General features: G+C 57.0%; 10 protein-coding genes. 8 read left to right on the forward strand and 2 right to left on the reverse strand.

Annotated elements, in window-relative coordinates; all coding sequences use genetic code 11:
* Positions 1 to 11 precede the first annotated feature (11 nt).
* From ACQKLP_RS08940 to ACQKLP_RS08950, 3 genes are all read left to right on the forward strand, one after another.
* Complete coding sequence (locus ACQKLP_RS08940; RefSeq protein WP_427322085.1) at positions 12 to 2,615, forward strand: S8 family serine peptidase; 2,604 nt, start codon at positions 12 to 14, stop codon at positions 2,613 to 2,615.
* A gap of 225 nt (positions 2,616 to 2,840) precedes the next feature.
* Entirely contained in the window at positions 2,841 to 6,434 is a 3,594-nt protein-coding gene (locus ACQKLP_RS08945; protein ID WP_427322087.1) for a PAS domain S-box protein, read from the forward strand.
* Positions 6,435 to 6,497: 63 nt separating this feature from the next.
* The gene (locus tag ACQKLP_RS08950; RefSeq protein ID WP_427322089.1) at positions 6,498 to 8,447 is read left to right on the forward strand and encodes an LTA synthase family protein; all 1,950 of its coding nucleotides are present in this window, start codon (positions 6,498 to 6,500) and stop codon (positions 8,445 to 8,447) included.
* A 106-nt stretch (positions 8,448 to 8,553) separates the two neighbouring features.
* Here ACQKLP_RS08950 and ACQKLP_RS08955 read toward each other — a convergent pair whose 3' ends face one another.
* Positions 8,554 to 9,777: a YaiO family outer membrane beta-barrel protein gene (locus ACQKLP_RS08955; protein WP_423735957.1), complete on the reverse strand. Its 1,224-nt coding sequence runs from the start codon at positions 9,775 to 9,777 to the stop codon at positions 8,554 to 8,556.
* Positions 9,778 to 9,877: 100 nt separating this feature from the next.
* On the opposite strand from ACQKLP_RS08955, the gene ACQKLP_RS08960 reads away from it, so the two are divergent.
* The 5 genes from ACQKLP_RS08960 to ACQKLP_RS08980 all read left to right on the forward strand — a co-directional run bounded on the left by ACQKLP_RS08960 (position 9,878) and on the right by ACQKLP_RS08980 (position 15,128).
* Complete coding sequence (locus ACQKLP_RS08960) at positions 9,878 to 10,237, forward strand: response regulator (protein ID WP_341843730.1); 360 nt, start codon at positions 9,878 to 9,880, stop codon at positions 10,235 to 10,237.
* Between the two features lie 18 nt (positions 10,238 to 10,255).
* Positions 10,256 to 11,335 (forward strand): HEAT repeat domain-containing protein, encoded by a 1,080-nt coding sequence (locus ACQKLP_RS08965; RefSeq protein WP_427322092.1) that lies wholly within the window; start codon positions 10,256 to 10,258, stop codon positions 11,333 to 11,335.
* Positions 11,332 to 12,768 (forward strand): glycosyltransferase family 2 protein, encoded by a 1,437-nt coding sequence (locus ACQKLP_RS08970; RefSeq protein ID WP_427322094.1) that lies wholly within the window; start codon positions 11,332 to 11,334, stop codon positions 12,766 to 12,768. Before ACQKLP_RS08965 ends, ACQKLP_RS08970 begins: the two co-directional genes overlap by 4 nt.
* An 87-nt stretch (positions 12,769 to 12,855) precedes the next feature.
* The gene (locus ACQKLP_RS08975; RefSeq protein WP_427322096.1) at positions 12,856 to 14,073 is read left to right on the forward strand and encodes a PAS domain-containing sensor histidine kinase; all 1,218 of its coding nucleotides are present in this window, start codon (positions 12,856 to 12,858) and stop codon (positions 14,071 to 14,073) included.
* On the forward strand, positions 14,070 to 15,128 hold the full coding sequence (locus tag ACQKLP_RS08980; RefSeq protein ID WP_427322098.1) for a response regulator: 1,059 nt from the start codon (positions 14,070 to 14,072) through the stop codon (positions 15,126 to 15,128). The genes ACQKLP_RS08975 and ACQKLP_RS08980 overlap by 4 nt, the downstream gene beginning before the upstream one ends.
* Here the strand turns inward: ACQKLP_RS08980 and ACQKLP_RS08985 are convergent.
* Positions 15,085 to 15,444, reverse strand: a complete 360-nt coding sequence (locus ACQKLP_RS08985) for a hypothetical protein (protein ID WP_427322100.1) — start codon at positions 15,442 to 15,444, stop codon at positions 15,085 to 15,087. The two genes, ACQKLP_RS08980 and ACQKLP_RS08985, sit on opposite strands and share 44 nt — an antisense overlap.
* Position 15,445: the final 1 nt, after the last annotated feature.

Genomic DNA, 15,445 nt, shown 5'->3' on the forward strand with positions numbered 1-15,445 from the left:
ACTGATACGACATGTCTAAAGGCTATTCCCTGCACATCGGGGTGAACAAACTGGACAAGGCGCATTATTTCGACGTGCCCGAACTGAAAGCGGCCGTCGCCGATGCGAAATTCTGGAAAGCGTTCGCGGAGCAGAACGGCTATAAAGCTAAAAAACTCCTCGATGATGAAGCTACCGCGTCCGCCGTGCTGGCCGCCCTGGCGGATTATGCGCAGCAAATGCAGGCGGGAGACATTCTCCTGCTCACCTACGCCGGCCACGGCAGCCAGATCGGTAATGATAAAGTGACAGGGCTGGACAACGAGCGGAACGACCAGACCTGGTGCCTGTACGACCGGGAGCTGCTGGACGACGAGCTGTTCGAAGCCTTCCGCAGTTTCGGGGACGGCACGCGTATTCTTATCGTGTCGGACAGTTGTCATTCGGGCACCATCGCCCGGGTGGCGAAATCCCCCCAAACCCTCAGCGAGCACCTCGCCGCCGGCCTGGAAAAAGCGACGGAAATGCGTGGCCTCCGTTCCCGGAAACTGCCGTTAAAGCAGGAACAGGATATTATGGAGACATATGGCCCCACGGTGTACGGTCCGCTGCAAGACCAGTTCCGCTCAACGGCCCAGGCGGCGAACGTGAAAGCGGCGGTGAAACTGCTGGCGGCTTGCCAGGACGATCAGACGACCTTCGACGGGGAATCCAACGGCGTGTTCACCGAATCGTTCATCGAACTGTTCCGCAAAGCGGCTACCCGCAAGAAAAACGCGCCGGAACTGATAGACGCTATCCGCGAAAAATATTATTATCCCCGCCCCAACTTTTTCGAATATGGCGCCATCATCCCATCTTTCGACGCGGCTTTCCCGTTCCAGATCGATATTCCCGACGCGGCAGTCGTAAAAGGTTCCCGCAAGCCGGACCTCAAACCTACACCGGCCGGCCGCAACCTCACGAAAGAGGAAGAATGGGACGAAGTGAAGGTGAAAAGGAACGCGCAACTGCTCGTTACCTGGAAAGTGCCGCCCGCCAAAGACATCGAGCCCGGAAAAGACATTGAAATACTGGAGAAAGGCGCGGATTACCTCGTGCTGGAAATGAAATCCACCCCGCACGAGCACAGCTGGAGCGCGGCGCACGCCCTTCGGCAGAGCCTCCTGGCCGCGGGCCTGGAAGCTGCCGTGGAGCCGATCATGAGCGTATCGCCCGCACAAGACAAGCGCGCTACCCGGGAAGGAGACGCCAACAATCCGGACTACATCCGGGAATGGCCGCCCGCCATGGGTGAGGCCGCTATCGGCTGGCACCTCGACGACGCGCATTCCCAGCTCGCCAAAGCCACGGCCGAAGTGCGGGCCACGCCTGACGCGCACGTCCGCATCGCGCACCTGGACACCGGTTACATCGCCGGCCATCCCGCGCTGCCCGAAAACCTGGACCTCCGGCGCCAGCGCAGCTTCGTGAGCAAGGAAGATCCGAATTTGGCGCAGGATAAACCCGAATCCGGCCAGGACGGCCACGGGTTGGGCACGGTTGTTTTGCTGGCGGGCGGTAAGGTGACGAAAGAGCAGACGTTCGGGGAATACGAGGGCTATATCGGCGGTGCCCCGGTAGCCACGGTGGTGCCCTGCAGGATTTCCGAATCCGTGGTGATCATGAACGACCGCACGTTCGCCGAAGCGATCGACTATGCGATCGGGGAGGGCTGCGAAGTGGTGTCGATGTCCATGGCCGGAAAGCCCAGCCAGCGGATGGCGCGGGCGGTGAACCGGGCCTACGAGGCGGGGATCGTGGTGGTGTCTGCCGCCAGCAACTGCTGGTACAAGGGCACGGGCGCCCTGTTGCCGAAATGCGTCCTTTTCCCGGCGGCTTTCGAACGGGTGATCGCGGCCACCGGCGCCATGTACGATCATAAGCCCTACGATGTGGACTTCCTGCGCGAAGGCTCCGAGCGGGCCATCAGCACGCAATACATGCAGGGCTCCTGGGGCCCGGCGTCGCGGATGACGCGCGCCCTGGCCGGCTATACGCCGAATACGCCCTGGGCTTCTTCCATTCACCCGTTCGTCAGGAGCGGGGGCGGCACTTCATCGGCCACCCCGCAGGTGGCGGCCACGGCGGCGCTCTACATCGCCCGGCACCGGAACGAAATGGAGCAGAAAGGATATTATGACGAAGGGAAGAAATGGATGAAGGTGGAAGCCGTTCGCCATGCGCTTTTTACCAGCGCCGCGAAAGGGAATGTTTTCGCCGACTGGAAGAAATACTACGGGAACGGGATCATCCGCGCCTGGGACGCCCTGCAGGTGCCGGTAGCGGAACCTGCGCAGCTGGTGCAGTCGCCCTCGGCCGAAAGTACCTGGTGGGGGATCGTGGAGATCGTGGGCTCGTTCTTCAAGCGCCGGAAACTTTTCAGGAGCACAACGCCCGTGCCGCCGGAAGAAGCTCTGGCGGCCGAACTGCTGCACCTGTTGCAGACCGATCCCCAGTTCTACGAGCTGTTTTCCCGCATCGACCTGTCCAATCCCGTGGAGATCGAAGCCACCATCGGCCAGCCCGGTTTCCGGGACAAAGTGCTGGCTTCCCCCTATGCATCTTCCTGGCTGAAAGAGGCGATGATGATGTAACCGCTACGGCTGTTTCGGGGAGAACTTACTAAGATCAGCCGGCATACTGACTGGCGTCAGTGCTGGTGAGCGCGTGCCGGCCGATATTTGCACTACGTTTTAAGCAATTTTAGTGTTTTTCATAGGATATGGTTTATAGCGCCACAGATTCTTCTGCGGCGCTTTTCTTATTTTTGCATTATATTTATTGTTCGTGATAATCAGAAGGAGTCCTGATTTGAAACTATGAAGAAACCGCCCGTACCACAAAACGAAGCTGCACGCCTGCGTGCGCTGAGAAGCTACAACATCCTGGACACGTTCCGGGAGGAAGAGTATGAAAAGCTGACGGACCTTGCGTCCCGAATCTGCGGTATGCCGATCTCGCTCGTTACCCTCATCGATGAAAACCGGCAATGGATCAAAGCGAAAACCGGGCTCGATATCGAGGAAACACCGCGCAGCGAATCCATTTGCCAATACACGATTTCCCATTCCGACCTGTTCGAAGTGAACGACGCTTCGAAAGATACGCGTTTTAAAGCCTTGCCCGGCGTTTCCGGCGAGGAACATATCCGGTATTACGCCGGGTACCCGCTGATCGACCGCGAAGGTTTTGCGCTGGGGGCACTGTGCGTGCTCGATCGCAAGCCCGGCGTGCTGAACCCCGAGCAGAAAGAATCGCTCAAACTGCTGGCGGAAATGGTGGTGTCGCTCATCGTGGAACGGCGGAAAAATATCGAAAGGAATTATTTCGAACAGCTGTTCGAGCTGTCGCCAGACCTGATTTGCATCGTGCAGGCCAATGGTTTTTACCGGAAAGTGAACCCGGCTTTCACGAAAACCCTCGGTTGGGATGAACGGGACCTCATGACGAACCCGATCCTGCATTTCGCCCATCCCGACGATGTGGAAATAGCGGAAAAGAACCTGACCAACATCCGCGGAGGAAAAGACAAAGTCAACTTCACCCGCCGGTTCCGCACCAAGACCGGCGCCTACCGGCTCATCCAGTGGGCGGCCAATCCCGATCCCGATACCGGGGATATCTTCGCCATCGGCCGGGATATCACCGACGAGCGGATCAGGGAAGAATTGCTGGAACACAGCCAGAAGAAACTGAGCGCCTTTTTCGAGCACAGCCAGGGCCTCATGTGCACCCACGACCTGCGGGGGAAGATCATTTCCGTCAACTATGCCGGCGCTAACCTGCTCGGATATACGGTGGCGGAAATGTCGAAAATGAACCTGGCCGATCTGCTGCCCGAAACCCACCGCTTCGAATTCACCGCCTATCTGCAGGAAATCCGCGATAAGGGAATGGCCGCCGGACAAATGACGACCATCCACCGCAACGGATCCCGCCGCATCTGGATGTTCAGCAATGTGCTGGAAACCGGCCAGAACGAAGAACCCTACGTGATCGGCAACGCCATCGATATCACCGAGCGCTACCTGCTCGAAAAAGACCTCGCCCGCACCAAGGAAATGCTGGAACAGACCAACGCCGTGGCGCGGGTAGGGGCCTGGGTGGCGGAAGTGCCGAGGAACAAGCTGTACTGGACAGACATGACGCGCGAGCTGCACGGCGTTCCGAACGGGTTTGAGCCCGACCTGCAGGCCGCCATCGGCTTTTTCAAGAAAGGCGAGCACCAGAACAAAGTGATCCGCGCCGTGAACCGCGCCATCCGCACCGGCCGGTCGTTCGACCTCGAAGTGCTCATCATCACCTGGCAGGGCGAAGAGCGCTGGGTGCGCACGCAGGGGCATGCCGATTTCGAGAACGGTGTCTGCAAAAGACTGTACGGCGCCTTCCAGGACATCAACGATAAAAAGAAAGCCGAGCTCGAAATATCCAGCTCCCGGAAGCTGTTGCAGGAAGTACTGCAATCGGCCTCCGAAGTGAGCATCATCGCTACGGACAAGACCGGTGTGGTCACCCTCTTCAACCGGGGCGCGGAAAGGCTGCTCGGGTATACTTCCGAAGAAATGATCGGGAAAGTGATGGCGCATGTCATCCACGATAAGGAAGAAGTGGAAGCCCGGGCAAGGGAACTTTCGGAAGAATCCGGCGAGAACGTAACGCCCATGCGCGCTTTCATCTACAAAACGGAGCGGGAAGGGTCGGAACAACGGGAATGGATATATGTAAAGAAAGACGGTTCCCGCTGCATCGTATCGCTCGTGATGACGCCCATCCGGGATATCCGGAACCAGGTGACCGGCTACCTCGGCATCGCCACCGACATCACCAAGCGCAAGCGCATGGAACAGGCCCTCATCGCCTCCAAACAACAGGCGGAACAGATGAGCAGCGCCAAATCGGAATTCCTCGCCAACATGAGCCACGAGATCCGCACGCCGCTCAACGGCATCATCGGGTTTACGGACCTGGTCATGAAAACGGAGCTCGACGGCCAGCAGCAGCAATACCTCAGCATCGTGCATCAAAGCGCCAACGTGTTGCTGAGCATTATCAACGATATCCTCGACCTGTCGAAGATCGAAGCCGGGAAACTGGAACTGCACAACGAAAAGGTAAAGCTGTACGGCCTCGGGCAGGAAGCTATCGACATCGTGACCTACCAGGGCCGCGAAAAAGGGCTCGATATCCGGCTGAGCATCCCGCCGCAATTGCCTGCCTACATCCATACAGACGCGCTGCGCCTGAAGCAGGTGCTCGTCAACCTCCTCGGCAACGCCGTGAAATTCACGGAGAAAGGAATGGTGGAACTGCGCATCAGCTCCATCGCCGTGGCCCGCAATGGCGACACCACGTTCAAATTCGAAGTGCGCGATACCGGCATCGGCATCAAGCCCGACAAGCAGGAGCGGATTTTCGAAGCCTTCTCGCAGGAAGACGCATCCACCACCAAGAAATATGGCGGTACCGGCATCGGGCTTGCCATCTCCAATAAAATCCTGGCCCTCATGGGCAGCAAGCTGCAACTCATCAGCTACCCCGGCTCCGGCAGTATCTTCTATTTCTACGTAACGCTGCCCGTGGAGCAGGGCGATTCGGCAGACGATGCAGCGGCAGGCCACGACGAAGGGCAGCCCGCCGTTTCGCTGGAGCACCGGCAGGTTACCGTGCTGGTGGTGGAAGACAATACCGTGAATATGCTGCTCACCAAAACGATCATCCACAAACTCATGCCGTCGGCCGCCATCATCGAAGCGGGCAACGGGCTGGACGCGGTCCGGATTTTCCGGGACACGCGGCCCGACCTCATCCTGATGGACATACAAATCCCTGAACTGAACGGCTACGAAGCCACTTACAAAATCCGCGCGATGGAATCCGATGGCCGCGTGCCCATCATCGCCCTGACGGCCGGCAATATCAGCGGGGAACGGGAGAAAAGTTTTTCCGCGGGGATGGACGACTTCCTGTCGAAGCCCATCGTGGAGGAGACGCTCGCCGCCATTCTCCGGAAATGGTTGCCGGATGAGCAGTCTGGCGATGCGGAGGCGCGGAACGATGCAGCAGTGAACGTTTCAGCTAACGAGCATTTCGATATCAGCGTGCTGAAAAGCTACCTCGGCGACGATGACGATGTGTCGAAAGACATTCTCCTGCTCACGGCCTCAGAATTGGATAAATCGCTCGAAGCGTTGGAGCAGTTCGTGGGGGAAGGGAACCTGAAAGGCATTAAATCTATCGGGCATAAGCTATACGGGACAACGGCCAGCGTAGGTATGCGGGAACTGGCGCGCCTGGCGCGCGTGCTCGACATGCTGACCGAATTCGAGCCTGGCCAGGTAAATGCGCTGTTGCAGGAAACCCGGGACGAAATGGTCCTGGTGCAGGAGTTGCTGAAAAAAGAAATTGAAAAATAATGTATGATTGTAAAATTGCCGAAGTTACACGAGTGGATACCTGCATTTAACAGGTTTCTGCTATTGTCTCTGTTACTATTCCTATTGATATTGGTGCTCCGCACCATCGATCTTATCATGATCGGGACGTTCCCGGTGCCGTTGGGGACGATCATCGGCCGGGCGCTCTGGGCGGACGTGCTCACTTTCCTGTCCGTCATCCGCTGGATCGTACTGCCGTTCCTGTTATTGTACATGCTGGTGAGCCCCCGCGCCGGCAACGCATTTTACATTTCGCTGATCGTTCTGTATGTGTTGGTCAGCTTTTCCCTGAACCTGTATTTCCACCAAACGAGCGTGCCTTTGGGCGCCGACCTGTTCGGATATAATATGCACGACATCAAGCAGACCGTAGGCGCCGCCGCCGGCTCCGTGCCAATGGCCACGCTGGTGGGCCTCGGCGTAGCAGTGGTCGTGTCTGCTGTGGCCATCGTGCTGTTCGTGAGGGGCCGCATCCGGGGCGACCGGCGCGGGTTTTGGTTCGTGCTGGCCTGTATATTGCTTTTCTGGGTACCGGTTTCGCGGTCGCTCACCCGCAGCGGGTTGCGGTCCGAATATGCCGGGAACATCGTCCTCAATAAAACAGGTTTCTTCCTCGCCAAATCCGCCGATTACTTTTTCCCCGGCGACGCCGCCTATGGCGCGGCGGGCGAGGATTTGAAAGGCGATCCGCTTTTTACCTATAAATATCTGCAGCCCGACGCGTTCCCTTTCCTGCACGCGCAGCCGGCGGGGAACAACCTCCAGCCGTTCTTCCGTGCCGATTCGGTGAAGCCGAACGTGGTGATCATTCTGGTGGAGGGGCTGGGACGTGCTTTTTCGGGCGACAATGCTTACCTGGGAAGCTTTACGCCATTCCTGGATTCCCTCGGGCGGAAGAGCCTCTATTTCGAAAACCTGCTATCCGGCGGTGGACGAACGTTCGCCGTATTGCCCACCATCCTGGGATCGCTGCCGTTCGGCAAAAACGGTTTCGCGGAAATGGCACCCGGCCTGCCCAATTCCCTCACGCTCATGAACCTCGCCCGGCATAACGGCTATGGCGCCAGGTTCCTCTATGCGGGAGACGCCAGTTTCGATAAAATGGACCTTTTCGTCCGCAACCAGGGTGTGGATTCCATTATCGATAAATCATCGTTCGGCGACGGTTACCGCCTCCTGCCGGCCAACAGCGGCGGGTTTACCTGGGGCTACGGCGACGATGAACTGTTCCGTAAATACTTCGACGCCACGCCCGATTCCGGTGCGCCGCGGCTGGATATCATGCTGACCGTTTCCACGCACTCGCCGTTCAAAATCCCCGACCAGGCGCGGTTTAACGCCATGGCGGAGCAACGGGTCCGGTCATTGGGATTATCTGCGGAGGAAACTGCAGCGCACATGCAGTACCTGAGCGTGTATGCGTCGGTGATGTATATGGACGAGTCTGTACGGGGCTTCTTCCGTCAGCTGCAATCGAGAAAGGACTACGCGAACACGATCGTGCTCATCACGGGCGACCACCGGTTGCCCGAGATCCCCATGCGCTCGAAGATCGACCGCTACCATACGCTGCTGCTCGTACATTCGCCGCTGCTGGCCCAGTATACCCGGTTCTCGTCCGTTTCTTCGCATTTCGACGTGGCGCCATCCTTTACGCGGCTGCTGGCGGGCCAATACGGCTGGGACATTCCGCAGGAAGCCACCTGGGTGGGCACGGGCCTCGATACGGCGCGCGCTTTCCGCAACGTGCATCATTATCCGCTCATGCAAACGAAAAACGACCTGGCCGATTATTTGGCCGGGCCCTACTTCATGAATTCCGGATCGCTGTACCGCATCCTCCCGAATATGGACCTCGAGCCGGAAGACGACGAGGATACCGCCGGGAAACTGGAAGCCGGGTTTGCCGCATACCGCAAACGGAACGACCGTATGGTACAAACCCGCCAATTGCTGCCGGATTCGCTCTATAACCGGTATGTGCGGAAATGAGTCGAATTTGACTAATCGTTCGATATAAAAAAAGAAGGTGCTTCCGTGGAGGCACCTTCTTTTTATTTACGTTCGGGATCCGGCTGTCCGGTTTAGTTTGATGCGGTCAGAAGCGGCGCATGAGGCTCACGCCCAGGTTGATCTGGTTGCCGTAGGTGCTGGGCCGGAATTCTTCGTAATACCAGGTGCCGTACAGGCCGATGATGTTCTGGCGGAGGAAGGTTTTCTGCCAGCCCAGGTTCAACTTGTACGACATCAGGCTGTTATTGATCTCGTAGTTGATGTTATTGCGCCGGTCGTCGGGCGAAATCCCCGTACCGATGCCGAACAGCCAGAAATCGTCGGCCCCGGCGGTATAATACCGGGCGTTGAGGTTGAATGATTTGGAAAGGTTGTCTTCGCCGGGCGTGAGGTAGGTCCGGAAGTTGAACCACCAGCTGCGCCAGTATTTGCCCAGCGATGCCGTGTACACCCAGGTGGAGCTGCTGAAATACAGGTACCGGAAGCCCAGTTCCGCTTCGAAGCTCTTCGGCAGGTTGGCATAGAGGGAGAAGCCGGCACGGTATTTCGGGAAGATAGAGCTATTGGAGTAACCGGCGCCGACGTAGGAATAAAACGTATTGGAGAAGCGGGGATAAGCCTCCACTTCGCCCTGCACGCCGTCGTCCCCAAACTTCTTTGCGTAATTGACCCTTGCAAAAACCGACCCGATAGGGGTTTGCCGGCCGTAAGCGAGGCTCAGCATATGCCAGGGATCATCGAACCTTTTGTCGAAATACGTGTAATCGTAGCTGAGGTCGAGCTTGTTTTTCCGCACCTGGTCGCGGATGCCGCTGAGGAGCGACCGGGCGGCGGCGTTATTGGGATTGATGGCCAATACTTTATTAGCGTAAATGGCGGCTTCCTGCAGGTTTTTCTGGAACCCCAGCACGCGGGCTTTGCGTAGCAGCAATTCCTCGGACTGGGGATGGTACTCCAGGCCTTTGTTGATGTGCTGCATGGCTTCTGCGGGACGGTCGTTCCAGTATTCCAGGTCCGCGATGGCCACGTAAGCGTCTTCATACTCGGGCTTACGCTGGAGGATATACTGGAACTCGGCGCGGGCGCTGTCGGTTTTGTCGCTCCAGGTGTAGATACGGCCGAGGAAAACGCGGATATCGGCGTAGTCGGGGCTTTTGGCGAGGGCCTGCCGGCAAAGCCGGATCGCTTCTGGATAATCTTTCCGGTCGAACGCGGCCTTCCGGGCCAGCTGGAAAAGCTCATCGGAATCCTGCGCCAACGCAACAATCGATATCATGGCGGCGATAACGGTCAGAAGGATATGCCTCATATTTGTCGGTGTTCGGTTTTTATTGCCTGATAAAGATATAACTTCTTCCAGACCAGCGAAATATTATATATTTTTGTACTCGTGTTAACACGTATATTCCATGAAGATTTTAATTGCGGAAGATGATAACCTCATCCGGAAAACCATCGAGATAAAACTGGCAAAAGACGGTTATGAAATCATATCCTGTTCCGAGGGCAACCAGGCGCTGGAAAGCATCCGCTCCGAAAAGCCCGACATCGTGCTCACGGATATTATGCTGCCGTCCGTTTCCGGTCTCGAAATCGTAAGCGCCATCAAGCAGGAAGGGAACCCCATCAAAGTGATCGTACTGTCGACCATGGGGCAGGAAAATATCGTGGAAGAAGCCTTCCGCCTCGGCGCCGACGATTACATGACCAAACCTTTCAGCCTGACGGAATTATCGATCCGCGTGAAAAAACTGATTCAGTCCCGTTAAAAAACTAAACCGAATATCTTGCTGGAACCGAGCACCATACCCGAGGCAACCCTGTATGCATATACGGTCCTGTTCGCGGCGACCATGATCGTCGTCCTCCTCATGACCGCCGCCGTGCTCCGCCGCCGCCGTAAACGGTACCGGACGGAAAAGCGCGTGCAGGAATATTTCGATCAGTGGCTGGGAGACCTCCTCCTGGGAGAAATCAACGAAAACAGCGCTATCGAAGTGCCGGAAGAACTGCTCGACCGCCCGCATAACCGCCTCGCGCGCGAATTCGCCATCAATCAGCTCATCAACACCAAAAAGAACCTCATCGGCCAGGCCGCCCGTAACGTGATACAGCTGTATAGACTGTTAGGGCTGCGGAAAGCTTCGTGGGACAAATTCACCAGTCCGCTCTGGTACCGCAAGGCCCGCGGCATTTACGAGCTGTACATGATGGAGCAGCGCGATACCGGCGTCGCCATCGGCAAACATACCAACCATCGCAACGCATACGTACGCGCCGAAGCCCAAACCGCCCTGCTGGCGTTCGAAGGGTTCGACGGGCTCCGGTTCCTGGGCGGCCTCACACAGCCCATGAACAACTGGCAGCAGCTCAAATTGCTCGAACAGCTGCACGCACTTGACCCCGGGAACTTCGAAGGCCTGCCGCAGTGGCTCGGTTCGGCGAACGACAGCGTGGTGATCTTTGCGCTGAAGCTCGCCGAGATCTACCAGCAACTCCAGGTAAGGGAAGAAGCCACCCGTTGCCTACAGCATCCCAATTCCCATGTGCGCGAACAGGCCGTGAAAACGCTGGTACATATCGGGGACGAAGAAGCGGGCAACCTGCTCGCCGAACAATACCCGACGGAAACGGAGCACAACCGCAAAGCGATCCTCGAAGGCCTCGAACATGTAGCTACAGACGCGCAGCGCGGGTTTCTCGAAACCACGCTGGCCAGCGACGATCCCGCCGTTCAACTGCAATCGGCCCGCATCATTTCCCGCTGCCTCAAAGGCGGGGAAGCCATCATCGCCGCCAAAGCCCTGGCCCAGCCGGAACCCTATAGGCAAATATTGCTTCACATTCAAAGCGAGTCCGCACGATGAAAATACTGGCCGATATCCTCGTTTACCTGCTGGTGACCGGCATCTTCGTTTATTCCGTCACCCTCATCATCTCTTACATCGTCATCGGGATCAATTCCGTCAACGAAACCAGGGAATACCTGCATAAAAACGAAGCCACCGATTACCGCCTGCTGGCCGCATCGCCGCATGCGCCTACCGTGAGCATCCTGGCGCCGGCGTACAACGAAGGCGCAACCATCGTAGACAACGTACGGTCGCTGCTGTCGCTGTATTACAACAAACTCGAACTGGTCGTCATCAACGACGGGTCCAAAGACGATAGCCTGCAAAAGCTCATCGACGCGTACCAGCTGGAAAAAGTGGATTTCTTCGTCAACTACCGCATCCCGACGAAAGAAGTGCGGGCCGTGTACAAAACGAAACACCCGGCCTACAACAAGCTCGTGGTGGTCGATAAAGTGAACGGGGGGAAGGCGGATGCACTGAACGTGGGCATCAACATCGCTACGAACGATTATATCGTCTGCATCGACGCCGATTGTATCCTGGAGCACGATGCCATTCTCAAAATGGTGAAACCGTTCCTGGAAGAAGGGGAGAAGAAAGTGATCGCGTCGGGGGGGGTGATCCGCATCGCGAATTCCTGCGAGGTCACGAATGGCCGCCTTACGCGCGTGCATCTCCCGGAAAACTATTGGGCCCGCATGCAGGCGCTGGAATACATCCGCGCGTTTTTGCTTGGGCGCATGGCCTGGGCGCGGCTGGACGGGCTGCTGCTCATTTCCGGGGCGTTCGGCGCGTTCGACAAGGAGATCGCTATCCGCTGCGGCGGTTACAATACCAATACGGTGGGGGAAGACATGGAACTGGTAGTAAGGATGCGGCGCTATATGCATGAGCAGGACGTGCCGTATAAAGTGACCTATATCCCCGATCCGCTCTGCTGGACGGAAGCCCCCGAAACCGGGACCATCCTCACCCGCCAGCGCAACCGCTGGACGCGGGGCACCATCGAAACGCTGCGCTTTCACAAGAAGATATTCCTGAACCCGCGGTACGATCTGCTGGGGGCATTGAGCTATCCCTACTGGCTGCTGTTCGAAATGCTGGCGCCGCTGATCGAGTTCACGGGGTTCGTGGTGTTTTTGTTCCTGGCTTTCTTCGGGCTCATCAACTGGCACATGTTCTTCGCATTTTTGATATTCATCGTGTCTTTCGGGTACCTCAACAGCGTATTCGCCATTTACATGGAAGTATATACCTATAACCAGTACCGCCGCCGCAAAGAGATCCTCAAGCTGGTGCTGGCGGCGCTGACGGAGCCGTTCATATTCCATCCGTTTGTAGTATGGGCGGGCGTTCGCGGGTATTTCGATTTCTTCCGCAAGTCGAAAAGCTGGGGCGAAATGACACGCCAGGGATTCGGGAAGCCGCAGCCGAAAAACGGTTGATCCCAATTTTCATGTACCCATTATTCCGCCCCGCCGGATTAATATCGTAAATTCGTTCCGCAATATTCAGTCATATCGCGCCAAGAAATGAAAAACGCAGATTTCGGATTCGACGTATTATTCAAATATGCGACATTAGGTATACTGGTGGCCGATACGGCCGGCAATATCGTCATGTCCAACCCTTTCCTGCTCCGGCAGTTCGGATATACGGCCGAAGAGCTGGAAGGCCAGAAGGTGGAGAAACTCATTCCCGACCGGTACGCCGGCCGTCACGAGAGCCATCGCGACCGTTTCAGCCATCATCCCCACAACCGGCCCATGGGCATGGGAATGGATCTTTTCGCGCGGCGGAAAGACGGGACGGAATTCCCGGTGGAGATCAGTCTTGGCGTTTATGAAGCGCCCACCGGCCGCCTGGTGGTGGCCTTCGTGAGCGACATATCCCTGCGCAAGCAGTCGGAAGACGCGCTGCGCGAACTGAACGCGGAACTGGAACAAAAGGTGGCGGATCGTACGGAATCGTTGTCCAAGCTTGTGAAGCAGATGGAAATGCAGATGAAGGAGATAGAGCGGAAAGACAATGAGTTACGGATGGCCCTGCAAAAGGAAAAGGATTTGAACGAACTGAAGAGCCGCTTCGTTTCCATGGCCTCCCACGAATTCCGGACGCCCCTCAGCACCGTGCTTTCCTCATCCTACCTCATTTCCCGCTATACGGCAGCGGAAGAGCAGCCGCAGCGCGAAAAACACATCCAGCGGATCGTTTCGTCCGTCAACCTCCTGACCGATATTCTCAATGATTTCCTCAGCGTAGGCAAGATAGAAGAAGGAAGGATCCATGTGCGGCCGGCCACGGTAAACGTGGAATCCATCATCGGCGCCACCGTTCAGGAGCTCTTCGAGCTCAACAAAAAGGACCAGCGCATTTCGTACGTGCATACCGGTGATCCGGAAGCGCTCCTCGATCCGGCGCTGCTCAAACATATCATCCTCAACCTGCTGTCCAACGCCATCAAATTCTCGCCGGAAGGCAGCGCAATCCGCGTATCTTCCGAAAGGGAAGGGCAGCAGCTGGTGATCCGCGTGGCCGACCAGGGCCGCGGCATCAGCGAAGACGACCAGGCGCACCTTTTCGAACGCTTCTTCCGTGGTAACAACGTGTCGGATATCCAGGGCACGGGCCTCGGACTGCATATCGTAGCCAAGTATACCGAACTGATGGACGGCAACATCCAATGCCGCAGCCAGGTAGGAAACGGCACCGAATTTATTCTGACATTTCAAATCCCGCCCAACCCATGAGCACGATTCTCCTGATCGAAGACAATGCCGACATCCGCGAAAATACCGCGGAAATCCTCACCATGGCCAATTACAAGGTGCTGACCGCAGCCGATGGCATGCAAGGCGTGCAGATGACTTTCGAGCATCACCCGGATCTGATCATTTGCGATATTTCCATGCCCGTGCTCGACGGCTACGGCGTGCTGCACATGCTGCACAAGCGCAACGCCCTCCAGCATACGCCCTTCATCTTCCTCACCGCCCGTACCGAAAGAACGGATATGCGCAAAGGGATGGAAATGGGGGCCGATGATTTCATCACCAAGCCTTTCGACGCCATGGAGCTCCTCCAGGCCATCGAAATCCGCCTGCAGAAAGCCAGTAAGCTGAAGGAAGACATCGCCCAGGGCCCCGGCGCCATTTCGGCGCTGCTGTCCGTTACCGGCGGCGGCGACCAGCTGGAGGCGCTGAAGAACGAGCGCAATACGCAGCTGTTCAAAAAGAAACAGGCCGTGTATTCAGAAGGGAAACACGCCACCAACCTGTTCTACATTGTTAAAGGGAAAATCAAGGCCAGCAAACGGCACGATAACGGGAAAGAGCTCATCACCGGGCTCTACAACGAAGGCGATTACTTCGGGTATACGCCGCTGCTGAGCGGCGGACTGTACCAGGACAGTGCCGAAGCGATGGAAGACGCGGAAATCGCCATGATCCCGAAAGCGGATTTCGAAGCGCTCATGAACGGGAACCCCGCCGTACAGCGCCGCCTCATCCAGATGCTGGCCAACAACATGGCCGAAAAGGAAGAACAGCTGCTGGGCATCGCTTACAACTCCCTGCGCCGCAAAGTGGCCGACGCCCTGCTGGCGCTCGATAAAAAATACAACGCGGCCGGAAGCATGCAGTTCAGCATCGACATCAGCCGCGATAACCTGGCCGCCGTTGCCGGCGTAGCCAAGGAATCCCTCATCCGGACGCTGGGAGATTTCCGCGACGAAAAGCTCATCAGCATCCGGGAAGGCGAGATTATCCTGGAAGACCGTAAGAAGCTGGCGCGCCTCCTGAATTAGGGAGGTCTGCGCACTGCGTCCGCAGGTGCCCGATTTCTTCTTTCATTTTGTCCAGGTCGGATTCCAATCCTTCCCGCTGCAACAAATACGATTTACCATCCGAATGCTTCTGGTATAGCATCACCAGATCGTGGTGCATGAGCGCGAGGGCCTGGTCGTTCTGCAGGAACTGCTGCTGCAGGGATTCCGCACGCTCCAGGAACTGGCGCGACGAATCCAGCTGCAAAGCCTCCATCAGCCGTTGTTTCAGCAGGATGTTCTCCTGTTTGAGGAACTCCAGCATCCGCAATAATTCAGATTTCTTCTCCCGGCTCATT

Origin of the sequence: Chitinophaga sp. NPDC101104, from assembly GCF_050277495.1 — a bacterium.
GTDB lineage: Bacteria > Bacteroidota > Bacteroidia > Chitinophagales > Chitinophagaceae > Chitinophaga.